The organism is uncultured Tateyamaria sp., assembly GCF_947494755.1.
GTDB lineage: Bacteria > Pseudomonadota > Alphaproteobacteria > Rhodobacterales > Rhodobacteraceae > Tateyamaria.
This window is the reverse complement of sequence record NZ_CANLVZ010000025.1, coordinates 1-24,042: the sequence shown is the minus strand read 5'-3', so window position 1 is coordinate 24,042 and position 24,042 is coordinate 1. Positions and strand designations below refer to the sequence as shown.

Annotated in this window: 18 protein-coding genes and 1 tRNA gene; 3 read left to right on the top strand and 16 right to left on the bottom strand. The window is 59.1% G+C overall.

Features of this window, described 5'->3' with window-relative positions:
- Positions 1-166: 166 nt before the first annotated feature.
- Genes fusA through rpsL form a run of 3 tightly spaced genes read right to left on the bottom strand, consistent with a single transcriptional unit; the run spans position 167 to position 3,165 of the window.
- A complete protein-coding gene (gene fusA, locus Q0908_RS19660) occupies positions 167-2,284 on the bottom strand; it encodes an elongation factor G (RefSeq protein WP_299288780.1) in 2,118 nt (705 codons plus the stop codon).
- A gap of 26 nt (positions 2,285-2,310) precedes the next feature.
- Complete coding sequence (rpsG, locus tag Q0908_RS19655; RefSeq protein WP_299288777.1) at positions 2,311-2,781, bottom strand: 30S ribosomal protein S7; 471 nt, start codon at positions 2,779-2,781, stop codon at positions 2,311-2,313.
- A 12-nt stretch (positions 2,782-2,793) separates the two neighbouring features.
- The gene (gene rpsL, locus Q0908_RS19650) at positions 2,794-3,165 is read right to left on the bottom strand and encodes a 30S ribosomal protein S12 (RefSeq protein ID WP_024809820.1); all 372 of its coding nucleotides are present in this window, start codon (positions 3,163-3,165) and stop codon (positions 2,794-2,796) included.
- A 335-nt stretch (positions 3,166-3,500) separates the two neighbouring features.
- Here rpsL and Q0908_RS19645 point away from each other — a divergent pair, with 335 nt between their 5' ends.
- The gene (locus Q0908_RS19645) at positions 3,501-4,310 is read left to right on the top strand and encodes a putative rhamnosyl transferase (RefSeq protein ID WP_299288773.1); all 810 of its coding nucleotides are present in this window, start codon (positions 3,501-3,503) and stop codon (positions 4,308-4,310) included.
- Here Q0908_RS19645 and Q0908_RS19640 read toward each other — a convergent pair.
- Positions 4,299-5,165 (bottom strand): DMT family transporter, encoded by an 867-nt coding sequence (locus Q0908_RS19640; RefSeq protein ID WP_299288770.1) that lies wholly within the window; start codon positions 5,163-5,165, stop codon positions 4,299-4,301. The genes Q0908_RS19645 and Q0908_RS19640 overlap by 12 nt on opposite strands.
- Positions 5,166-5,302: 137 nt before the next feature.
- On the opposite strand from Q0908_RS19640, the gene Q0908_RS19635 reads away from it, so the two are divergent.
- Positions 5,303-6,112, top strand: a complete 810-nt coding sequence (locus tag Q0908_RS19635) for a M90 family metallopeptidase (protein WP_299288767.1) — start codon at positions 5,303-5,305, stop codon at positions 6,110-6,112.
- A 93-nt stretch (positions 6,113-6,205) separates the two neighbouring features.
- Here Q0908_RS19635 and rpoC read toward each other — a convergent pair whose 3' ends face one another.
- The 12 genes from rpoC to Q0908_RS19575 all read right to left on the bottom strand — a co-directional run bounded on the left by rpoC (position 6,206) and on the right by Q0908_RS19575 (position 23,244).
- Positions 6,206-10,450, bottom strand: coding sequence for a DNA-directed RNA polymerase subunit beta' (rpoC, locus tag Q0908_RS19630; protein WP_299288764.1), 4,245 nt, complete (start codon positions 10,448-10,450; stop codon positions 6,206-6,208).
- Positions 10,451-10,528: 78 nt separating this feature from the next.
- Positions 10,529-14,665 (bottom strand): DNA-directed RNA polymerase subunit beta, encoded by a 4,137-nt coding sequence (gene rpoB, locus Q0908_RS19625; protein WP_299288761.1) that lies wholly within the window; start codon positions 14,663-14,665, stop codon positions 10,529-10,531.
- Positions 14,666-14,957: 292 nt separating this feature from the next.
- The gene (gene rplL / locus Q0908_RS19620) at positions 14,958-15,332 is read right to left on the bottom strand and encodes a 50S ribosomal protein L7/L12 (protein ID WP_299288758.1); all 375 of its coding nucleotides are present in this window, start codon (positions 15,330-15,332) and stop codon (positions 14,958-14,960) included.
- Positions 15,333-15,407: 75 nt separating this feature from the next.
- Positions 15,408-15,923 carry a 50S ribosomal protein L10 gene (gene rplJ, locus Q0908_RS19615; RefSeq protein ID WP_299146869.1) on the bottom strand — a complete coding sequence of 172 codons (516 nt, stop codon included), beginning with the start codon at positions 15,921-15,923 and terminating at the stop codon, positions 15,408-15,410.
- Positions 15,924-16,206: 283 nt separating this feature from the next.
- The gene (locus Q0908_RS19610; protein WP_299288754.1) at positions 16,207-18,228 is read right to left on the bottom strand and encodes a hypothetical protein; all 2,022 of its coding nucleotides are present in this window, start codon (positions 18,226-18,228) and stop codon (positions 16,207-16,209) included.
- 182 nt (positions 18,229-18,410) lie between these two features.
- A complete protein-coding gene (gene rplA, locus Q0908_RS19605) occupies positions 18,411-19,109 on the bottom strand; it encodes a 50S ribosomal protein L1 (protein WP_299288751.1) in 699 nt (232 codons plus the stop codon).
- Between the two features lies 1 nt (position 19,110).
- Positions 19,111-19,536 (bottom strand): 50S ribosomal protein L11, encoded by a 426-nt coding sequence (rplK, locus tag Q0908_RS19600; protein ID WP_299146871.1) that lies wholly within the window; start codon positions 19,534-19,536, stop codon positions 19,111-19,113.
- Between the two features lie 178 nt (positions 19,537-19,714).
- On the bottom strand, positions 19,715-20,893 hold the full coding sequence (locus tag Q0908_RS19595; RefSeq protein WP_299288747.1) for an OmpA family protein: 1,179 nt from the start codon (positions 20,891-20,893) through the stop codon (positions 19,715-19,717).
- Positions 20,894-21,201: 308 nt separating this feature from the next.
- Positions 21,202-21,735, bottom strand: a complete 534-nt coding sequence (gene nusG / locus Q0908_RS19590; protein WP_299146873.1) for a transcription termination/antitermination protein NusG — start codon at positions 21,733-21,735, stop codon at positions 21,202-21,204.
- A 164-nt stretch (positions 21,736-21,899) separates the two neighbouring features.
- On the bottom strand, positions 21,900-22,097 hold the full coding sequence (gene secE / locus Q0908_RS19585) for a preprotein translocase subunit SecE (RefSeq protein WP_299288744.1): 198 nt from the start codon (positions 22,095-22,097) through the stop codon (positions 21,900-21,902).
- Positions 22,098-22,222: 125 nt separating this feature from the next.
- Complete coding sequence (locus Q0908_RS19580) at positions 22,223-22,867, bottom strand: hypothetical protein (protein ID WP_299288741.1); 645 nt, start codon at positions 22,865-22,867, stop codon at positions 22,223-22,225.
- 301 nt (positions 22,868-23,168) lie between these two features.
- Positions 23,169-23,244: transfer RNA gene (locus Q0908_RS19575), tRNA-Trp, on the bottom strand.
- A gap of 160 nt (positions 23,245-23,404) precedes the next feature.
- Here Q0908_RS19575 and Q0908_RS19570 point away from each other — a divergent pair.
- On the top strand, positions 23,405-23,902 hold the full coding sequence (locus tag Q0908_RS19570) for a DUF892 family protein (RefSeq protein WP_299288738.1): 498 nt from the start codon (positions 23,405-23,407) through the stop codon (positions 23,900-23,902).
- Positions 23,903-24,042: the final 140 nt, after the last annotated feature.

Below are 24,042 nucleotides of genomic sequence, written 5' to 3'. Positions count from 1 at the left end.
TCTTGCCGTGGTCAACGTGACCAATCGTGCCGATGTTAACGTGCGGTTTGGTACGTTCAAACTTTGCCTTTGCCATGGTGTTGGCTCCTCTTTTACTTCTGGTCGCGGTGGGCAACGTGCCCACCCTACGGGGTTGGTAGGGTGGGCGATCCGCCCACCGCTGGAATTAAGCGAACTTCGCTTGGATCTCGTCGCTGATGTTCTGCGGCACGGCTTCGTAGTGGTCGAACTGCATGGTAAAGTTCGCACGACCCGAAGACATCGAACGCAAAGTGTTGATGTAGCCGAACATGTTGGCCAGCGGCACGAAAGCGTCGATGGCAATCGCGTTGCCGCGTGTGTCCTGACCCTGCACCTGACCGCGACGCGATGTGAGATCGCCGATGATGCCGCCGGTGTACTCTTCAGGCGTCACGACTTCGACCTTCATGATCGGTTCCAGCATTTTGGCACCGGCCTTCTTCATGCCTTCACGCATGCCCATGCGGGCTGCAATTTCAAAGGCCAGAACGCTCGAGTCCACATCGTGGAACTTACCGTCGATCAGGGCCACCTTGAAGTCGATGACGGGGAAGCCCGCAAGCGGACCGGAGTCCATGACCGACTGGATGCCTTTTTCGACGCCGGGAATGTATTCTTTGGGAACGGCACCACCAACGATGCGGCTCTCGAAGGAATAGCCTTCACCAGGCTCCGTGGGCGAGATGATGAGCTTGACCTCGGCGAACTGACCGGACCCACCCGACTGTTTCTTGTGGGTATAGGTATGCTCGACCTCGTGACCGATAGTCTCGCGGTAGGCCACCTGTGGCGCACCGATGTTCGCCTCGACCTTGAACTCGCGCTTAAGGCGATCCACCAGAATGTCTAGGTGAAGTTCGCCCATGCCCTTCATGATTGTCTGACCGGACTCGATGTCCGTTTCGACGCGGAACGAAGGATCTTCGGCAGCCAGACGGGCCAGACCGGTCGACATCTTCTCTTGGTCGGCTTTGGTCTTGGGCTCAACGGCAATCTCGATCACCGGATCGGGGAAGGTCATCGTTTCCAGAACCACAGGATCGTTGACGGCGCAGAGCGTGTCCCCGGTTGTGGTGTCTTTCAGACCCGCCAGCGCAATGATGTCGCCGGCGAACGCTTCGGTGATTTCCTCGCGGTCATTGGAGTGCATCATCATCATCCGGCCAACGCGCTCTTTGCGCTCTTTGGTCGAGTTCAGCAGCGTGTCGCCCTTGTTCAACACGCCCGAATAAATGCGTGTGAAGGTCAGCGTGCCCACGAAGGGGTCATTCATGATCTTGAACGCCAGCGCCGAGAACGCCATGCTGTCATCCGCGCGGCGGGCGATGTTGCGGGTCTCGGTTTCGTCACCGGGTTTGAAGCCCATGTAGTCGACGACGTCCATCGGCGATGGCAGGTAGTCGATGACCGCATTCAACAGCGGCTGCACACCCTTGTTCTTGAAGGCCGAGCCACACAGGACGGGGATGAACTTGATCGCCAACGTGCCGGCACGGATCAGACGGCGCAGGGTCGCAACATCGGGCTCTTCGCCTTCGAGGTACGCTTCCATTGCGTCATCGTCCATTTCGACGGCAACTTCAATCATGTTGGCGCGCCACTCGTCAGCCTGCGCTTTGAGGCTGTCGCGGATGGGGCGTTTTTCCCAGGATGCGCCGAGGTCTTCACCGGCCCAGACCCACTCTTCCATGGTGACCAGATCGACCATGCCTTCAAGCTCGGTCTCGGCTCCGATCGGGATCTGGATCGGGCAAGGCGTCGCGCCTGTGCGGTCTTTGATCATGTGGACGCAGTTGAAGAAATCGGCACCGATCTTGTCCATCTTGTTGACGAACACGATGCGAGGAACCTTGTAGCGATCCGCCTGACGCCAGACAGTTTCTGTCTGCGGCTCAACACCCGCGTTGGCGTCAAGAACAGCAACGGCACCATCAAGAACGGCCAGCGAACGCTCAACTTCAATGGTGAAGTCCACGTGGCCGGGGGTGTCGATGATGTTCATCCGGTGCTTGGCTGTGTCCGCCGTCTCACCGTCTTCGGTGCGTTCCCAGAATGTGGTGGTCGCAGCCGAGGTGATTGTGATGCCACGCTCTTGTTCCTGCTCCATCCAGTCCATGGTTGCAGCCCCATCGTGGACCTCACCGATGTTGTGGGACTTGCCTGTGTAGTACAGGATGCGTTCCGAACATGTGGTTTTGCCGGCATCAATGTGTGCCATGATGCCAAAGTTGCGGTAGCGGTCGAGCGGATAATCGCGTGCCATGGGGCTGCTTCCTCAGAGTGTCTGGGTTACCAACGGTAGTGGCTGAACGCTTTGTTGGCGTCGGCCATCTTGTGTGTGTCTTCGCGCTTTTTGACAGCGGTGCCGCGGGACTGAACAGCGTCCATCAGCTCGCCTGCCAGGCGCTCTTCCATCGTGTTTTCGTTGCGGCCACGGCTGGCATTGATCAACCAGCGGATCGCGAGGGCCTGACGGCGCTCGGGGCGGACCTCAACAGGCACCTGATACGTGGCACCACCAACCCGGCGTGAACGAACTTCGACGGAGGGCTGAATGTTTTCGAGCGCTTCGTGGAACACTTCCACAGGGGCGCGCTTGATCTTGGCTTCGACCCGGTCGAACGCATTGTAAACGATGCTTTCAGCAGTCGATTTCTTGCCATCGACCATCAGGTTGTTCATGAACTTGGTCAGAACCTTATCGCCATACTTGGCGTCGGGCAGGACTTCGCGTTTTTCGGCGGCGTGACGACGTGACATCTACGGCTCTCCTTATTTGGGGCGCTTGGCGCCGTATTTCGAACGACGTTGCTTACGATCTTTGACGCCTTGGGTATCCAGAACGCCGCGCAGGATGTGGTAACGCACACCGGGAAGGTCTTTGACACGACCGCCGCGGATCAGGACCACAGAGTGCTCCTGAAGGTTGTGGCTTTCACCCGGGATGTAGCTGATGACCTCAAAACCGTTTGTCAGGCGCACTTTGGCAACCTTACGCATGGCCGAGTTCGGCTTTTTCGGTGTCGTTGTATAAACGCGCGTGCACACACCGCGTTTCTGCGGGTTCCCTTCAAGATGAAGGGATTTGGAGCGTTTCACTTTGGGCTGGCGCGGCTTGCGGATCAGCTGTTGGATCGTTGGCATTGCAGGTCTGTTCCCCGTCTCATCAACATATGTCGTGCGGGGCGGCCCCGCGGTTTCAATTCAATCACCCTTGTGCGTCCACAAAAGCGCAAAAACCGCAATCGCTCCCGTCAGGGGCGACGCGGTGGGTTTCCAGAGGATCGGACCAATGCAAAGGCCGGATCGTGTCCACTTCGGTTCTGATTTCGGTTTCGGGGGGCAAACCCCTCTCCGAGATAGCGGGCGTATAGGGGGAGTCGGAGGTGCTGTCAACAGCCACACACCGCTTGCGCAGCACCGGCGGCCCGATGCATGGTCCACTGTGTAACGGGCCGTATTTTCAAGGGCAATCCAGCATGCAAGTTATCGGTTTATGCCGTTTTTCCTATCCGGCCATTGGCGGCTTTCAGGTTGACTTTGACACGCTCGAGGAGAAGCTGGCCTATCTCTATGCCCCCGCCCGCATGGAAGAGCGGTTTGCCACGTTCGAAACGATCACCCTGCCCCCTCTGCGGGCGCAAACGGACCCCGACTTTACCTTTGTGGTCGTCATCGGGGACAGCCTGCCCGACATGTATCGCGACCGGCTTGAGGCATTGCTGGCGGATATGCCGCAAGTAGATTTGCAGGTGCATGCCCCCGCCCAACATCGCCCGATCATGAAGAAGATCATCAATTCTGTCCGCCACGACTCCGACGCCCCCTGCCTGCAATTTCGCATGGATGACGATGATGCGGTTGCCATCGACTATGTAGAACGGCTGCGCGGGGTCGCCACGGATGTGCGCGACCTTGCGGCACGTGACGAGTTGCTTGGGATCGACTTCAATCGCGGGTACATCATTCGGCCCGGCGCGGGCGGTGTCGAGGCGGCGGCGACCTCTGCCCCCTTCCAGACCGCCGCATTGGCGATGATGGTGCACCCCAAGTCGCGCCAGACCATCATGAACTTTGCCCATTTCCGTCTGCCGGGCATCATGACCTGCGTGACCCTCACCGAGCCCGTGATGCTGCTGCGCGGGCACAACGACTTCAACGACTCGCGCCAGGGGCCGGCCGTTAAGCCGCAAAAGCTGGCGATGATGGATGCTGCGGGCGAAGCCGAGTTGGCGGACCGTTTCCACATCGACGCAGATGCAGTGCGCGCCGCGTTCTCACGCGTGTGACAAGCGACGTTCGCGGTAAAGGGTGAACAGGCCCGTCGCCACAACGATGGTAGCTCCAAACAGGGTCACAGAGCTGGGCCAGTCGCCAAAGACCACCCAGCCCAGCACCAGTGCCCAAACAAGCCCTGTATAGCGAAACGGCGCGATAAAGCTGATCTCGCCCACGCGCATCACCTGCACGGAAAAGAAATATCCCCCGATGATGAAAACAGAGGCGCCACCGATCAACGCGGCAAGGCGGGTGTCAATCGGCACCCATTCGGTTGTGGCCGACGCCACCCCCGCACAGACCATGACCGTCACGGCGGCCACCAGGGTCACAGTCATCGAAGGCACGCCGGGGCTGAGCCGTCGCGTCGACAAATCACGCACGGTCACGCAGGCCACGGCCACCAGCGCATAGCCCGCATAGATCGAAAACCCCTCGGGGCCTGGACGCACGATCAGCAACATCCCCATGAACCCAAGCAGGATCGCAGCCATCCGGCGCCATCCAAGCGGTTCGCGAAAAAACAGTGCCGCGCCGACCGCAACGGTGAGGGGCAAGACCTGCAAAACCGCGGTCACATTCGCCAGCGGCATGTTCAAAAGGGCCGTGATAAAGAAATAGGCCGCGCCCACTTCGGCGGCGGACCGCAGCGCAATCAGCCCCCAATCCCGCCGCGCTATGCGGAAATGGATGGTACCCAGCCACCGGGCCAGCGCCAGGATCAGAACCACACTCAGTACACCACGTAGCACCAGCAACTGCGTTAACGGCACCGCCCCGCCCGTCAGCTTGATCAGCGCATCATTGAAGGTAAACGAGGCCATCGAAGCCATCATCAAAAGCGCGCCGGTGGTGTTGGGGGACATCCGTGTAAACCTGATCCGAGTTCGAGCAACGCTATCGCGCTCAGGAGCGTGAAGCCAGTGGATCACGCGACGCATTTTCGGCGTGAGGTGCAATTTCTGGGATTCGCAAAGCTGCGGACCTGCAATACGGTCCGCTTATGAGCTTGTTTTTCCTCCTTATCCTGATCGGCGTCGCGATCTTTTTCTACCGCCGGTGGGCAAAGAAGCAGCGTCGTCTATCACTGCTCAGCAGTCGGATCACCGACCATCAGCGCGATGTGATCGGACGCTGCGTGCCCATGGTGCAAAAGATTCCGACGGAATTTCACCGCCCCCTTGAGGGCAAGATCAACCTGTTCCTCGATCAGGTCACGATGGTTGGTTACCACGGGCTTGAAGTCACCGAAGAGATGGAACTGTCCATCGCAACCCAAGCCTGCCTGCTCGTGATGAACACGAATGCCTGGTACGATACGCTGACAACCGTGATGATCTACCCGGGTGCCTTCAAATCCAAAACGGCGCGACATGACGGGTTCGTCGTCACCGAAAAGGAAACCGTGCGCACCGGCGAAAGCTGGAACCGCGGGCCTGTGATCCTGTCATGGACACATTCAAATGACGGCGCATTGGACACTGGCGATGGGCACAACGTCGTGCTGCACGAGTTTGCGCATCAACTCGATGAACGCTCGGGCCGCGCGGATGGCGCCCCTGTCCTGCGCAGAGGGCAGGACTTCAGCACGTGGGAAGCTGTCTTTCTCGCCGCGTTCGACCGGCTTGATGACAGGGTGTCGCGTGGATTGCCGACGGTGATGGATGCCTACGGCACTGAAAACCATCAGGAGTTTTTTGCCGTCGGGGTCGAGACCTTCTTTGAGAGCCCCATTGAGCTGAAACGGGCCGAGCCTGCGTTTTACGAGCAACTGTCGGAGTTGCTCGGCCTCGATCCGGCAAGCTGGACCTGACCGGCAAGCGGCACAGGGCCAACCCCGCCGCTGCAGCAAAAAAACCCCGCCTCACTGGGCGGGGTTTTCAAATTTTACTTTGATTGCAACCTCTTAGTCGCGGCTCTCGTCGCTTGAGGGCACGGGCGTGTCAAACACGTCTCCGCCGACCACGTCGTCAGGCGTTGGCGCGGCCAGTGCGGCGGCGGCCTCTGCCTCTTCGCGGCGGGCTTCGATGACAACGTTGTCACGATCCGAGGCGATCTTGCGCATCGCTTGGGTCGCGCCACCGGTACCGGCAGGGATCAGACGGCCCACGATGACGTTTTCCTTGAGGCCAACCAGCTTGTCTTTCTTACCCTGCACCGAGGCTTCGGTAAGAACGCGGGTGGTCTCCTGGAAGGACGCCGCCGAGATGAACGAACGGGTCTGCAAGGATGCCTTGGTGATGCCCAGAAGGATCGGACCACCCTGAGCCGGACGGCCCTTTTTGGAGATCGCCTTTTCGTTCGCCAGATCGAATTCCTGCTTGTCCACATGTTCGCCCTTGAGCAGCGTGGTGTCGCCGGAGTCCTCGATCTCCCATTTCTGAAGCATCTGACGGACGATGACTTCGATGTGCTTGTCGTTGATCTTCACACCTTGCAGGCGATAGACGTCCTGCACTTCGTCGATCATGTAATCCGCCAGCGCCTCGACACCCATGATGGCGAGGATGTCATGAGGGGCCGGGTTGCCGTCCATGATGTAGTCACCCTTCTGAACGAAGTCGCCTTCGGCCACCGGGATGTGCTTGCCCTTGGGCACCATGTACTCGACCTTGTCCAGGCTCTCGTCACTGGGTTCGATCGCGATACGGCGCTTGTTCTTGTAGTCCTTGCCAAAGCGCACGTAGCCATCGATTTCGGCGATGATGGCGTGATCCTTGGGACGACGGGCTTCGAACAGTTCGGCCACACGCGGCAGACCACCGGTGATGTCCTTGGTCTTGGCACCTTCACGGGGAATACGCGCCACGACGTCACCCGCTTCGACCTTGTCGCCATCCTCGATCGACAGAACCGCATCCACAGACATCGGATAGGTCACCGGGTTGCCCGCATCGTTGCGGACCGGCTCGCCATCTTCGCCCACGAGAATGATCTCGGGCTTGAGTTCGTTGCCTTTGGGGGCCGTACGCCAATCGATGACGATTTTCTGGGTCATGCCCGTCGCATCGTCGGTTTCGTCACGTACAGCCAGACCGCTGACCAGATCGACATATTTGGCCGTCCCGGCTTTCTCGGCAATGATCGGCAGGGTGTAAGGGTCCCACTCGAACAGTTTGTCGCCGCGTTTCACGTCCTGACCTTCCGTCACGAACAGAGCCGTGCCGTAGCCCAGCTTGTGGCTGGCGCGCTCTTCACCGTTTTCGTCCTGGATCACCAGTTTCATGTTCCGGCCCATGACCAGAACCTGACCGCTCGCGTTTTTCAACGTCTGCGCGTTCTCAAAGACGATTTTGCCTTCTTGGCTCGCCTCAAGGAACGACTGTTGGCCACCCTGGGCCACGCCGCCGATGTGGAAGGTCCGCATCGTCAGCTGTGTACCGGGTTCACCGATGGATTGAGCGGCAATGATACCGACCGCTTCGCCGGTGTTGACCATGGTGCCGCGGGCAAGGTCACGACCATAGCAGGTCGCGCACACACCTTCTTCGGCCTCACAGGTCAACGGCGAGCGGATGCGCATCGACTGCACGGCATACTCATCAACCGAGTCTGCCATTCGTTCGTCGATCAGCGTCCCGTGGGCCAGCAACACTTCGTCGGTGCCGGGCTTGAGGACATCCTCAGCCGTGACACGACCCAGCACACGCTCGGCCAGCGACGACACGACTTCGCCGTCATTCACGGCCGCTTCGGCGGTGATGGCATTTTCAGTGCCGCAATCGCGATCACGCACGATGCAGTCCTGTGCAACGTCCACAAGACGACGGGTCAGGTAGCCCGAGTTCGCCGTTTTGAGGGCGGTGTCGGACAGACCCTTACGGGCACCGTGGGTCGAGTTGAAGTATTCAAGAACGGTCAGGCCTTCCTTGAAGTTCGAGATGATCGGCGTTTCGATGATGTCGCCGTTCGGCTTGGCCATCAGACCACGCATCCCGCCAAGCTGTTTCATCTGCGTAACCGAACCACGCGCACCGGAGTGGGCCATCATGTAAACCGAGTTCGGTTCACGCTCGGACCCGTCCGCGTCTGTCTGCGCCGCCGAGATGGAGCCCATCATGGCGTCGGTGACCTTGTCGTTACACTTTGACCACGCATCAACGACCTTGTTGTACTTCTCACCTTGGGTGATCAGGCCGTCCATATACTGCTGTTCAAAGTCCTTCACCTGTTCGCGGGTCTCATCGACGATGGGCCATTTGGTGTCGGGGATCAGCATGTCGTCCTTGCCAAACGAAATGCCCGCCTTGAAGGCGTGACGGAAACCCATCGTCATGATCTGGTCACAGAAGATAACCGACTCTTTCTGGCCGCAATAACGGTAGACGGTGTCGATGACCTGCTGCACTTCTTTCTTACGCAGCAAGCGGTTGACCAGCGAGAACGGCGCCTTGTTGTTCAGCGGCAAAAGCGCGCCGAGCAGCACACGACCGGGGGTCGTTTCAAAGCGCTGCATGACTTCGATGCCTTCGTCGTTGATCTGCGGGATCCGCGCCACAATCTTCGTGTGAAGGTGCACGATGCCCGCGTCCAGCGCGTGCTGCACTTCATCGATCGAGCCAAAGACCATGCCCTGCCCTTTCAGCCCCTCACGCTCCAGCGTCACATAGTACAGACCCAGGATCATATCCTGCGACGGCACGATGATCGGCGCGCCGTTGGCAGGCGACAGAACGTTGTTGGTCGACATCATCAGCACTCGGGCTTCCAACTGCGCCTCAAGGCTCAGCGGCACGTGCACAGCCATCTGATCGCCGTCAAAGTCGGCGTTGAAGGCCGAGCAGACCAGCGGGTGAAGCTGGATCGCCTTGCCTTCGATCAGGACGGGCTCGAACGCCTGAATGCCAAGACGGTGCAGCGTAGGCGCCCGATTCAGCATGACGGGGTGTTCGCGGATAACCTCGTCGAGGATATCCCACACCTCGGGACGCTCTTTTTCGACCAGTTTCTTGGCCTGCTTGACAGTCGAGGACAGACCCTTCGCCTCAAGCCGCGAGTAGATGAACGGCTTGAACAGCTCGAGCGCCATCTTCTTGGGCAAACCACATTGGTGCAGCTTCAGCTCGGGGCCCGTCACGATGACCGACCGACCCGAAAAGTCGACGCGCTTACCCAAAAGGTTCTGACGGAACCGGCCCTGCTTGCCTTTCAGCATGTCCGACAGCGATTTCAGAGGGCGCTTGTTGGCGCCTGTGATCACGCGGCCACGGCGGCCGTTGTCAAACAGCGCATCAACAGATTCCTGCAACATCCGCTTTTCATTGCGCACAATGATATCTGGCGCCCGCAGTTCGATCAGGCGCTTGAGGCGGTTGTTCCGGTTGATGACCCGACGATAAAGGTCGTTGAGGTCGGAGGTCGCAAAACGGCCTCCATCCAGCGGAACAAGCGGGCGCAGTTCCGGCGGGATCACGGGGATCACGGTCAGAACCATCCATTCGGGCCGGTTGCCGGACTCGAGGAAGGACTCAACCACTTTGAGGCGCTTGATGATCTTCTTGGGCTTCAGCTCGCCTGTCGCTTCCTTGAGGTCGGCGCGCAGGGTTTCGGCCTCTTGCTCGAGGTCGATTTGCGAGAGCATCTCGCGGATCGCTTCGGCACCGATATTGGCCGTGAAAGCGTCCATGCCGAACGCGTCCTGGGCGTCCATGAACTCTTCTTCGGAGAGCATCTGGCCATAGGACAGATCGGTCAGGCCCGGCTCGGTGACCACGTAGTTTTCAAAATACAGCACGCGTTCCAGATCGCGCAGCGTCATGTCCAGCATCAGGCCGATACGGGACGGCAGCGATTTCAGGAACCAGATGTGGGCGACGGGGGCCGCCAGTTCGATATGGCCCATCCGCTCGCGGCGGACCTTTTGCAGCGTGACTTCCACGCCACATTTTTCGCAGACGACGCCGCGATATTTCATGCGCTTGTATTTGCCGCACAGGCATTCGTAATCCTTGATCGGGCCAAAGATACGGGCACAGAACAGCCCGTCACGTTCAGGCTTAAAGGTGCGGTAGTTGATGGTCTCGGGCTTTTTGATCTCACCAAAAGACCACGAGAGAATCCGTTCGGGCGATGCCAGCGAAACCTTGATCTCGTCAAAGACCTTGGGCGGCGTCAGCGGGTTGAACGGGTTGTTTGTCAGTTCCTGGTTCATTTTCAAATCCTTGAAAGGGGCGCTATGGGACACGAAAGGCAGGTAAGGCGGATTTAAATCCGCCTTACACAGGTTGCATTATTCGTCTTCCTCAGCGTCCAGGAGTTCCATGTTGAGGCCCAAACCGCGGACCTCTTTGACGAGAACGTTGAACGATTCCGGCACGCCGGCCTCAAAATTGTCCTCGCCCTTGACGATGCTCTCATAGACCTTGGTCCGGCCCGCCACGTCGTCCGATTTCACCGTCAGCATTTCCTGCAGGGTGTAGGCGGCACCGTAAGCTTCCAGAGCCCAGACCTCCATCTCCCCGAAACGCTGGCCACCGAACTGCGCTTTACCGCCCAGAGGTTGCTGCGTGACAAGGCTGTAAGGCCCGGTGGAGCGTGCGTGGATCTTGTCGTCGACAAGGTGGTGCAGCTTCAGCAGGTACTTGATGCCGACCGTCACGGGGCGGCTGAACTGCTCGCCCGTGCGCCCGTCAAACAGGACCGACTGACCCGAGGTCGAGAAGCCCGCGCGTTCCAGCGCATTGTTCACATCCGCTTCCTTGGCCCCGTCAAAGACCGGCGTTGCAATCGGCACACCGCGTGTGACGTTGCCCGCAGCCTCGACCAGATGATCCTCGTCCATGACCGAAATGCCTTCTTCATAGACATCCTCGCCATAAGCCAGGCTCATCGCCTCGCGCACCGGAGTCAGATCACCCGAGCGGCGATACTCTTGCAGCGCCTCGTCCACGTTCAGACCCAAACCGCGCGCGGCCCAACCCATATGGGTTTCAAGGATCTGACCGACGTTCATGCGCGAGGGCACGCCAAGCGGGTTCAGACAGAAATCCACCGGGGTCCCGTCAGCGAGGAACGGCATGTCCTCCATCGGCACCACTTTGGAAATCACGCCCTTGTTGCCGTGACGGCCGGCCATCTTGTCGCCCGGTTGCAGCTTGCGCTTCACAGCCACGAACACCTTGACCATCTTCATCACACCCGGAGGCAGATCATCACCACGGCGGACTTTCTCGACCTTGTCCTCGAAACGGGCATCAAGGGCGCGTTTCTGCACCTCGTATTGCTCGTTCAGGGCCTCGACCACTTGCGCCGACTGCTCGTCCTTGAGGGCGATCTGCCACCAAGCGGAGCGTGGGAACGCTTCCAGCAGGTCCGCATCGACATTCGAGCCTGCCTTGACGCCTTTCGGCCCCTTTGCAATCTCTTTGCCAAGCAGCATGTCGCCAAGACGGGCGTAGATGTTGCGATCAAGGATCGCCAGCTCGTCGTCGCGGTCACGGGCAAGGCGCTCGACCTCTTCCCGCTCGATCTGCAAGGCACGTTCGTCTTTTTCAACGCCGTGGCGGTTGAACACGCGCACTTCGACGACTGTGCCGAAGTCACCTGGCTTCACCCGCAGCGAGGTATCCCGCACGTCGCTTGCCTTTTCACCAAAGATGGCGCGCAGCAGTTTTTCTTCCGGCGTCATCGGGCTTTCGCCCTTGGGCGTGATCTTACCCACCAGAATGTCACCGGGTTCGACGTCGGCCCCGATATAGACGATGCCCGCCTCGTCGAGGTTGCGCAGGGCTTCCTCGCCGACATTGGGAATGTCGCGGGTGATTTCCTCTGGCCCGAGTTTCGTGTCACGCGCGGCCACTTCGAATTCCTCGATGTGAATAGAGGTGAACACATCGTCACGGCTGACCCGCTCGGAAATCAGGATCGAGTCCTCGTAGTTGTAACCATTCCACGGCATGAACGCGACGACCACGTTTTTACCCAAGGCCAACTCACCCATGTCGGTGGACGGACCATCGGCGATGACCTCACCCTTGACCACGGTGTCGCCCACCTTCACCAGCGGACGCTGGTTGATGCAGGTGTTCTGGTTGCTGCGCTGGAACTTGCGCATGCGGTAGATGTCCACACCTGCATCCCCCAACTCGAGGTCAGAGGTGGCGCGGATCACGATACGCGTCGCATCGACCTGGTCGATCATGCCAGCCCGTTTCGCCATAATCGCAGCACCGGAATCGCGGGCCACAACCTCTTCGATGCCGGTTCCGACAAGCGGAGCCTCGGCCTGAAGCAGCGGCACAGCCTGACGTTGCATGTTCGACCCCATCAGGGCGCGGTTGGCGTCGTCATTTTCAAGGAACGGGATCAGCGAGGCGGCAACAGATACCAACTGCTTGGGCGAGACGTCGATCAAGTCCACGCTGTCGACAGGCGACAGGGTATAGTCCCCGGATTTCCGGGTGTTGACCATCTCGTTGTTGAACTTGCCGTTCTCGTCCAGCGAGGCGTTGGCCTGCGCCACGGTGTGCCGCATTTCTTCGGTCGCGGACATGTAGTGGACTTCGTCCGTCACCTGACCTTCGTTCACCACGCGGTAAGGTGTTTCGATAAAGCCGTACTTGTTCACGCGGGCGAAGGTGGCGAGGCTGTTGATCAGACCGATGTTCGGCCCTTCTGGCGTTTCAATCGGGCACATCCGGCCATAGTGGGTCGGGTGGACGTCGCGCACCTCGAAACCGGCACGTTCGCGGGTCAGACCCCCGGGCCCAAGGGCCGACAGGCGACGCTTGTGCGTCACTTCGGAGAGCGGGTTGGTCTGGTCCATGAACTGCGACAGCTGCGACGAACCAAAGAACTCGCGCACGGCTGCGGCCGCGGGTTTGGCATTGATCAGGTCTTGCGGCATGACGGTGTCGATTTCGACGGACGACATGCGCTCCTTGATCGCGCGTTCCATGCGCAGCAGGCCGACGCGGTACTGGTTTTCCATCAGCTCACCGACCGAACGCACACGGCGGTTACCAAGGTGGTCAATGTCGTCGATGTCGCCCTGGCCGTCGCGCAGTTCCACCAGCGCCTTGATGCAGGCCACGATGTCTTCGCGGCGCAGGGTGCGCTGCGTGTCGTCGGCATCGAGCGCCAAACGCATGTTCATCTTGACCCGCCCCACGGCGGACAGATCATACCGCTCGCTGTCAAAGAACAGCGTGTCAAACAGGGCCGAGGCCGCATCAACGGTGGGCGGCTCGCCCGGACGCATAACGCGGTAAATGTCCATGAGCGCGGTTTCGCGGTTCATGTTCTTGTCGCCCGCCATGGTGTTGCGCATGTAGGGGCCGACATTGACGTTATCGATGTCCAGCACGGGGATTTCGGTGATCCCTGCGTCGATCAGGTCCTTGGCGGTGCCACCAATCAGGGTGCCATCCTTGTCGTATTCAAGGGTCAGCTCATCACCGGCCTCGACATAGATCGCGCCGTTTTCTTCGTTGATGATGTCCTTGGCGACAAACTTGCCCACGATGTGTTCGAAAGGCACCAGCAGTTCCTTGACGGAGCCTTCGTCGATCAGCTTTTTGACGGCGCGGGGGGTGACCTTTTTGCCAGCTTCGGCAATGATTTCACCGGATTTGGCGTCGACCAGATCATAGGTCGGGCGGGTCCCGCGCACACGATCAGGGAAGAATGGAGTAACCCAGCCCTTGTTTTTTTTGAGGGTGAAATTCACCGTCTCGTAATAGGCATCCATGATGGATTCCTGATCGAGGCCAAGCGCATACAGCAGCGTGGTGACAGGCAGCTTGCGGCGACGGTCGATCCGGCAGAACACGATGTCCTTGGCATCGAATTCAAAGTCGAGCCACGAGCCGCGATAGGGAATGATGCGGCAGGCAAACAGCAGCTTGCCCGACGAGTGGGTCTTGCCCTTGTCGTGGTCAAAGAACACACCGGGAGAGCGGTGCATCTGGCTGACGATCACACGCTCGGTGCCGTTCACGATGAACGTGCCGTTGGGGGTCATCAGGGGCATGTCGCCCATGAATACATCCTGTTCCTTGATATCCTTGACGGATTTGGCACCGGTGTCTTCGTCCACATCAAACACGATCAGGCGCAGCGTCACCTTAAGAGGGGCGCTGTAAGTCATGTCACGTTGCTGACATTCCTCGACGTCGTATTTGGGCTTTTCCAACTCGTACTTGACGTATTCCAGCACGGAGGTCTCGTTGAAGTCCTTGATCGGGAAAACCGACTGGAACACACCCTGAATACCGTCCCCATCGGTGGGGACCTCTGCATCGCCGGAGTTCAGGAACAGATCATACGAGGATTTCTGAACCTCGATGAGGTTGGGCATATCCAGCACTTCGCGGATTTTGCCATAATATTTACGAAGACGTTTCTGGCCAAGGAACGATTGCGCCATACTATAAGTCACCTTTCAGCGTTTCTCTGGGTGCGCGCGCCGTCGGGCCCCGGTGCGCCGCCCCGTCGAGATGGATGGGATCAAGGTCAATTCATAGCCACCGTCCCACCGGTGGCCTCCCGACCTTTGAACCGCATCTTGGAAAAGACTTTTGAAGGAAAGCCCTTACCAAGACGGGTCGGGCCGGACACGCGATATGCGCATCCAGCCCAGATTTTTCAAGGAGGAGCGGGAAACGAGGTGGTTCCCAGTCACTTTTCGAAAACCGAAAAGCGCCCCCTGATGTCCGGCCTTAGGCCAGTTCGACTTCGGCACCAGCTGCTTCCAGCTTGGCTTTGACGTCTTCGGCTTCGGCTTTGTCGACGCCTTCTTTGATCTTGCCACCGGCTTCGACCAGATCCTTGGCTTCTTTCAGGCCAAGACCTGTGATGCCGCGGACTTCTTTGATGACGTTGATTTTCGATGCGCCTGCGTTTTTCAGGACGACGTCGAATTCCGATTTTTCCTCTTCAGCGGCACCGCCACCGTCAGCAGGACCAGCCATCATCACAGCGCCGCCAGCGGCAGGCTCGATGCCGTACTCATCCTTGAGGATTGTTTTCAGTTCTTGTGCTTCCAGCAGGGTCAGACCAACGATCTCTTCTGCCAGTTTTTTCAGATCAGCCATTTTATCAGCTCTTTCCGTTTCGATATGTGTGTTCCAACGTGTGCAATCTTCCACACGCCGCTCAGACGTATTGCTTTACGCGGCCGCCTTATCCTCGATGGTGGACAAGATGGATGCGATGTTGCTTGCAGGTGCGCCAATGGACCCGGCAATGTTGGATGCAGGTGCGCCAAGCATGCCCGCGATGGTGCTGATAAGCTCCTCGCGCGACGGCATCTTCGACACAGCCGTGACACCGGCCCGGTCCAGAGCGTTCTCACCCATGGCCCCACCGAGGATGACGAACTTGTCGTTTTCCTTGGCAAAGTCCTCGGACACTTTGGCTGCGGCCACAGGGTCTTCGGAGTAGGTCAGAACGGTCATGCCCGTCAGAAAGTCGGCGATGCTTTCGCATGGCTTCCCGTCCAGGGCGATTTTGGCGAGCCTGTTTTTGGCAACACGAACGCTCGACCCGTTGTCGCGTGCACGGGCACGCAGGTCTTGCATTTCGGCAACTGTCAGACCGGCGTAGTGGGCAACCACAACGACGCCAGAGCTTTCAAAGATCTGGCCGAGTTCGTCGACCACTTTCTCTTTCTGGGCTCTATCCACAGTTTTCTCCAAATTTGGGGGCGAACCCCCGGCTCAGTTTGCACCGGATCACTCCGGCGGTTTGGTCCTCGAAATACACGGGTCCAAAGCCGCCAGAAGCTCGACAGAGCGTCTGAGTTAGAATGGCCTGTTCCCGTCTCGGGCAGGAATTATGATTGAAGGATTTCAACCACCCACCGTCTCGGACGAATATAGGCCCGCGCGAATCATCGTGCGGACCTACGCACGGACGTCTAAGAGTTTTTGCAAGCAGAGTGAAGGGCGAATGCGACGGCCCGGCGTACTAAAGCGCAGCCGTCGACTCGTGACCCGTTGCATTGCGCACTTTGCGCCCGGCAATATCGAGGCTTTGCGCTGTTTCATCCGCGTTGGGATAGTGGGTCTTGCTTTTCCAGGGCGCGCCCGCATTGGCCCGCTCCAGCACCACCGTCGCATAGGGAATTTTCTTGAGCGCCTTGCCGTCCAGCAGCTTTTCAACCCCGAGACGGTCAAGCATCTGATCCTCGGAGATTGTGCCGGCCTCGAACTCCTTGATTACATCCTTGGCCGCCCCGATGGCCATCGCTGCCGCATCTTTGCGGCTGATCGAAAAGCCCCAACTTTTGGCGTAGGACTTACCATCAATGTCCAGCGCCTGTGGCGCTTCGACCACCACGGCGACGCTGTTGAGGTCCTTCCACTGGCGCGCGTTTTTTGAATACACTTCGGTCCAGTCCTTGCCTGACATGATCCCGATGGCCTTATCAACGGCAGCCTTTTCCAAAACTGGTGTGTTGAAAGCCGACCCCTTGTCGCTTTGGAATACCCGCACAACGCTGCCTGCGACGGCCTTTTCGACCTCGGTGCGTGATTTGACCTTTCGTTTGCCGGTCGTGCCATCCAGTTCCCAGACGATATCTGCGCCCTGCCACTTGGTGATCGACTGGGTGACGCCCGCCTCGTTGCCATCCTGATCCGGCGTAACGCCATCAGTGGCCGCCCGCCGCGCCTGCCCTTCAACACCGGTTTGGGCACCGTGACGGCCCGTCCCGTGTGTGTTTTCGGTCTTGGCGCGCCGCAACTCCTCTTCGCGCCAGGCGGTGGCATCGGCCATGTCACCGACGGTGTCCTTCAGCTCGGCCGAGATCTCTGCAAAGGGCACCTTGGCGAGGTTGGCCCGCACGGAATCAAGCGAACCCTTGATGTTCGCCAATCGAACCCGGTCGATCTTTGACACTTCGTCAAAGGCGGCCTTCGCTTCGGTGACCTCACGGACAAGCTGGGCGTTGAACTCTTCGGTCTGCGCCCTGCGCTGTTTCACATCCTCGGTCAGGCTTGCAATGCGCGCGGCAATCTTTTCCTTGGCGGCACGCTTTTTGTCGGCGCTGCCTTTTTTGCGATCGACGGCTTTGAGTTGCACGCGCGCATCGCTGATCTGGCGTTCTAAGCCGGCGACCTCGCGATCAACGTCCTTGACCTTGCGCTCCATCTCTTCGATGCGCGCGCCGAATTCAGCCTCTTTTTCGTCGACAGATTGCTGCAACGGATCGGCTGAGGCACCGCGGGCGTCTGCGGCATCCTTGGCAATCGCCAGATAGGTCTTGAGGAAGGTGACTGTTTCCGCCTCAAGCGTTTGCAGCGGGCGTTGCCCGGCCCCATCGAGGATGGCCTGCGCGTCGCGACCCATATCGGCACGCTGTTCAACGGACATGATGGATTTCACGCCCGCCAGACGGCCCATCGCCTTTTCCACCAGCTCTTCGACATAGGCATTGCGCCCGGCCTCGAATGCGGCTTCGACCTTGGCCGCAATCTTCACGGCGCTGTCGTAATCGTCATCCTCGGCCTTTTGCTGCGCCATCGCGAGCGCACTTTGCACCGCGCTCTTGTTCTTGATGCGGCTCAACGAGCCATCCATCTTGGAGATCAACGCGTCCTGCACGGCTTTCCAAAGTTTGGGATCGCCCGTGACCGCACCGACATCTGCCGCCGCCCCAGCCTCGCCCTCGACCAAGGTGACGGTCATGTTCACATTATGGGCGCGCAAAAAATCCTTGCACCCTTTTTCGAAACCAGCGGGGGCCTTGTCGATCAATGTCAGGACCAGCGCCTTGCTTTTGGCTTCGAGCGTGCCGGAGACCAGCTTGGCACCGCCCGCCGCTTTCTTGGCCCGCTTGGCCAGAATATCAGCCGATTTCACCTTGTCGATGAACAGCGCGCTTTCCTCGGACTTGCTGGCCAGACACATGCCGAAATTCAACGGCTTTTGACGGGCCGCCTCGATCAGCTTTTTCATATCTGCGATGTCTGAAGGTTCCATAGCCATGGCTGTAATGTCCTTGTCCGATTCAAATATCCGATGCGCCAGAAAAACGGTCACGAAATGTGATTTTAAAGAATACGGCGCATGTTTTGAATCAGCTTGCCACAGTTGATGCAAAAATCAACCAGCCACGAAAAAGGGGCACCCCCAAAGGAGCGCCCCATTCAAAATTGGTTCGGTTCCGATTACTCGGCGACAGCGCTGTCCACGGCGATGCTGACGCCCGGACCCATGGTCGAGGACAGGGACACCTTTTTCATGTAAGTGCCCTTGGACCCGGCAGGTTTCGCCTTGGCCACGGCACCGACAAAGGCGCGGATGTTTTCGACCAGCTTAGCTTCGTCAAAAGAGGCTTTGCCGACACCGGCGTGGATCACACCGGCTTTTTCGACCTTGAACTGCACTTCGCCGCCTTTAGCCGCTTTGACAGCCGCCTCGACGTCCATGGTCACCGTGCCAACCTTGGGGTTGGGCATCAGGTTGCGGGGGCCAAGCACCTTACCCAGACGACCCACGATGGGCATCATGTCGGGGGTGGCGATGCAGCGATCAAAGTCGATCTTGCCGCCCTGGATGGTTTCCATCAGGTCTTCGGCACCGACAATATCTGCGCCTGCGGCCTGTGCCTCCTCGGCCTTGGGGCCACGGGCAAAGACAGCGACGCGGACGTCCTTGCCTGTGCCGTTTGGCAGGCCGACCACACCGCGGACCATCTGGTCTGCATGGCGGGGGTCGACGCCAAGGTTCATCGCGATCTCGACGGTTTCGTCGAATTTCGCGTTGGCGTTGCCTTTGACGAGGCTCACGGCCTCTTCGACGGTGACGTTGTGTTTGTCAGCGAAGGCGGCGCGCGCCGCAGTTGTGCGTTTTCCGTGCTTTGCCATCTTACTTCACCTCGATGCCCATGGAGCGGGCGGAGCCCAGGATGATCTGCATTGCGCCTTCGATGTCGTTGGCGTTCAGATCTTTCATTTTCGCTTCGGCGATTTCCTTGACCTGTGCGGCAGTTACGGTGCCGACAGTCTCACGGGAGGGGGTGTTGGCACCGGATTTCACCTTGGCGGCCTTCTTCAGATAATAGGACGCGGGTGGCGTCTTGATATCCATGGTGAAGGATTTGTCCTGATAATAGGTGATCACGGTCGGGCATGGGGCACCGGGCTCCATGTCTGCGGTCTTGGCGTTGAACGCCTTGCAGAATTCCATGATGTTGATGCCGCGCTGACCCAATGCGGGACCGACGGGAGGTGACGGGTTTGCCTGCCCTGCAGGCACCTGCAGCTTCATGCTGCCGACGAGCTTCTTGGCCATGAGCCATTCTCCTGTTCAACTCCCGCACGTCGCGACGGACGGGATATGGTTGATGTGGTCCGGTCAGCGGCGACGCGTCGCCATAACCTCCCACATGGGATGCTGCCTAATGCAACAAGGGCGCCGATTACAGCGCCCTTGCCTTGGGTTCAATACCTAATTGGGGGATATGCCCCGATCAGCCCTCTTCGAGGATGATGTCAAAGTTGACGCGGCTACCGGGCAGACCGGACTCGTTCAGTGCGCGGGAGGGGGCGGCAATGATGATCTGTTCGGGGGCAACACCTCGGCCCACCAGCATCGCCATCAACGCCTTGGCCCGCAGCAGACCGGTTTTCACATCTTCGCGCGCCTGTACGTCGCCGGTGTGGTGCCCAATCACGCGCAGACGTGCATGCGGGCATTCCATCGCCAGCGTGGCGAGGCCCAGTGCGGTTTCCAGATCGTTGGACTGCAAAGACACAGAGCGGGGCGCATAGAACAAGGCGGTGTTGGCCACCGCACGTTCCAGTTCAGTAACGCAGGCCGCGCTCGACCAGGGGTTGGCCACCGCAGGCTGCGCCCGCACGGACACACGAGTCACGTTGTCCACGATCGAGAATTCGACACGGCGGTCATAAAAGGCGCGTGGTTGCGGACCCACTTTGCCCGACGGTTCACGATCGCCCATGCCTTCGGGAAAGAACATGCTCGTATCAAGGCCCGACGCGGCAATGCGTTGGATCACCTGGCTGGCCCGCTGTTCGCTTAGACGCAGGTTCGCCGCAGGATCACCGGACGGGTCCGAGTGCCCCTCGACCCGGATTTGAACGCCGGGGCAGGATTGCGCGACCAGACCGATCAGACGGCCCTGTTCGATCCCACCGGCATCTGCGGTCAAACCACCGCTCGGGAAATAGACGGTCGCCTGGTTGGCAAGATTGCGCAGATCTTCGATGCACTGCACCTGATCCTGTGCTGACGTCGCATCAGAGGAGAAGAAGGGCGTCGCAGCAGGTGCAGCACTCAGTGATGCCTGACGCTGATCCTGTGGCTGAGGGGTCGGTGCAACGACCGGGGCCTCGACTGCGGCCAACGGTGCGGCGAGTGGCGCGGCTGGCTGCAAATCCGACAGCGGGTCTGAGGCATTGGATTGCCGGGCGACGATCTCTTCTTCGCCAAGGGCAGCCTCGTTCGCAACGGTCGCGATCTGCGGTGTGTCAGGCTGCGGCGCAGGGGCCGAGAACGTAGCCGCCGCAGGCGCAGTTTGCGCCACCTCGGTCTTGTCGCCATCTTTCAGGAAACCCGATGCTGCGAATACAATTGCGGCAGACGGAACCAGCCAAGGAAGGCTGTCCCTCACATATTTCAAAATCATTATATCCCCCAAGATACACTGCTCTATTTTGGCCCAGACACCTACATACGGTATTGAGCCATATCAGTAGGCGTGAATCCGCCGCATTCGTCAACAGCCATTGGTGGAATATCGCGCAGTTTATTGCACCCAAGATGTTGCGCAGCTTTGGGAGCGCGAAATTGGATCGAATTGACTCAAAAACGGGGCAGCGGCAAGCCTGCCGGTGCTGCGCCATGGCCTTCGGCCACACCGGGCAAGCAGCAAGGAAAAAGGCCGACCCCTTTGCAGAGGCCGGCCAACATTTCAAAACCCGGAAACTGTCAGACTCAGGTCTGTTTGTTCACTTGGGTGAATTCCAGTTCGACGGGTGTTTCGCGGCCAAAGATGGACACGGTGACCTTGAGGCGCTGGTTCTCGTCGTCGACTTCCTCGACCATACCGTCGAAATCCTCGAAGGGGCCGTCGTTGACCTTGACCTTCTCGCCGATCTCGAAATGGATCAGGGTGCGTGGCGCATCCTCGCCTTCCTGAACACGATTGAGGATCTGGTTCACCTCAGCATCGCGCATCGGCATCGGGCGACCCTGCGGGCCCAGAAATCCAGTGACGCGGTTGATCGAGTTGATCAGGTGGTAGCCCTGGTCGGACATTTCCATGTGGACCAGAACGTAACCGGGCATAAAGCGGCGCTCGGTCGTGACCTTCTTGCCCCGGCGCACCTCGATCACCTCTTCGGTGGGCACCAGCACTTCGTCGATCTCGTCCTCAAGACCCTTTTCGGCAACAGAAGTCCGGATTGTCTCTGCAATCTTCTTTTCGAAGTTGGAAAGCACGCTGACCGAATACCACCGTTTTGCCATGTGTCTCGAGGCCCCTTGCCTAGTTCAAACTTATCTTCACGCGTCGGCCTGAATTAAAATCGGCGCGGGGCTCGAATCGCCGCGCGCCTGTGTCAGACCAAGTCAGGGCTGCGGCATACGCTGCGCGATTTCAAAGTGCAAGAGGTGGCGGGGTTTTGTGGTGCTTAGCCGAACTGCGTCAGGATGATTTCCAGACCACCACGGATCAGGATATCGACAATGGCAAAGAATACGGCTGTCAGGGCGGCAAGGATAAAGACCATGACAGTGGTCAGCATCACCTCGCGACGGGTCGGCCACACGACCTTGGACACTTCGGAACGGACCTGCTGGATGAACTGAAGTGGGTTTGTGGTGGCCATGGTGTCGCTCCCGGGTTGCAGATGAACGGCATGTAACGAGCGCAACCGTCGAATTCAAGGCAGGAACGGCGCGTGCGCCATCTCCTGTTGCCCAGTTGCAAACCATGCTTGTGCGTAGGGTCGGCTCAGCCTTCCTGCGCCATCCGGCTCATCCGCGCGGCGACCGCGGCGGCGTGCAGGGCTTCGGCGTCCTCGACCGCTTGCAGGTCGGGCATATACAGGCTGTCGACCATGCCATCCGGGAACATGTCGAGGATCGCATCCCACCGGCAGGCGAAGCGATCAAGACGGGCGCGCAAGTGTGCGGCGCGATCAGGATCATTGACCCCGATCTTGGCGAGTCGGGCCACGACGCCGCGCCAGATTCGGTCCGAGCCGATCAGCAGGAATGCTCCAACGACCAGCGTCAGGATCAACACGGCTGCGATGACAAACCAATGCGGACGCAGCACAATCAGCAACAAGGTGCTCACGATGGCCAAGTGGCGCGATGTGGGGCGAAAGGCGCGTATCCGGGCCACAGACTGCGAGATTGCAACGGTGGGAAGCAAAGGACGGTGCGTTTTTGCAGGGCGTTCTTCTTCTTGTTGCGCGATCTCGGGCAGGTCATCGGCGCGACGGCGGGGTGCGAATGCGCGTTGGATCGCGTCAACACCGCGTTTGTGCGCCGGTTCGCTCGGAGCATCTTCGGTCAGCACCGACCGGATCATCGACATTGTATCCTCGTCGCTCACTTCGTGGGACTGGCCCGGCATAAACGTATAGGTCATCAGCAGCATCCTTGCCCCAAAACAGGAGGGGCCTCTGTTTACGAACCTGCGCAGAACAGGTCATGAAATCTACAACCGCAATGTGCGGATGAGGCAGAGATAGGGCTGCATTGTGCAGGTCAGGTGTCAGAGATGTGGCAAGAATAAGGCACTGTCATGCGGGCCACTACAATGCGGGCCGATTGGCAAAAACTGTCGACAGTTTGAGGCGCATAGCGGCGGCAACATGGCGCGAGAAGCCATAACACGGCCGCGATTCGACGCCACGCATGTGTGCCCGATCCAATGATCATCTGGAAAATGGCAGGGGCACCAGGGCTCGAACCCGGGACCTACGGTTTTGGAGACCGTCGCTCTACCAGCTGAGCTATACCCCTAACGTGCAGGCGGAATATGCGATGGTCAGATCAAGATCAAGCGCTCATTGCCCTTCGCACCTTTGCGATCTTTTCCGCCGGACGCGGCCTGGCGATGGAACCACTGACCGCCCGTGTCTGTTGGGACTGCGAATACAGCAATACGGAAAGGAAACTGACCATGGCTATCAATAATCTGCACGACGTTTACCATGACCAACTCCAGGACCTGCACAGCGCGTGTAGCCAGGCGCTGGAGGCAACCGCCGCATTGAGCCGCGCCGCCAAGAACAAGGAATTGTCCGAAGCGCTGATCGCTGGCAGCAACGGGATTTCGGACGGTATGGACCAGATCAAATCGATCTGTGCGCGCCACGACATCGACCCCGATGGCGAGCATTGCAAAGGCATGGAGGGCCTCGTCAAAGAAGCCCACGCCCACGGCATCGACGCTGACTTCGGCGATGATGACGCGCGCGACGCAATGATCATCACGCAGTATCAGCGCATGGTACATTACGCTCTGGCGGGCTACGGTTGCCTGCTGGCCTTTGCCAACCGCCTGGACCTTGATGAAGACGGTGCGATCCTGCAAAAGCTGCTGGATGATACCTATGACGGCGATCGTCGCATGACCGAGATTGCGACAGGCGGCGTCAATCAGGCTGCCGCCGCCTAAACGGCATCAGATATGTGTGAACAGAACAAGGCCGCTCCCATCGGAGCGGCCTTGTTCATGTTTGGCGGATCGAGATCCGCCTTACGTTTGGGCGCGTAAGGCGGAGGTGTCCTCCGCCTCGCAACCGTTTACTCGGTAAT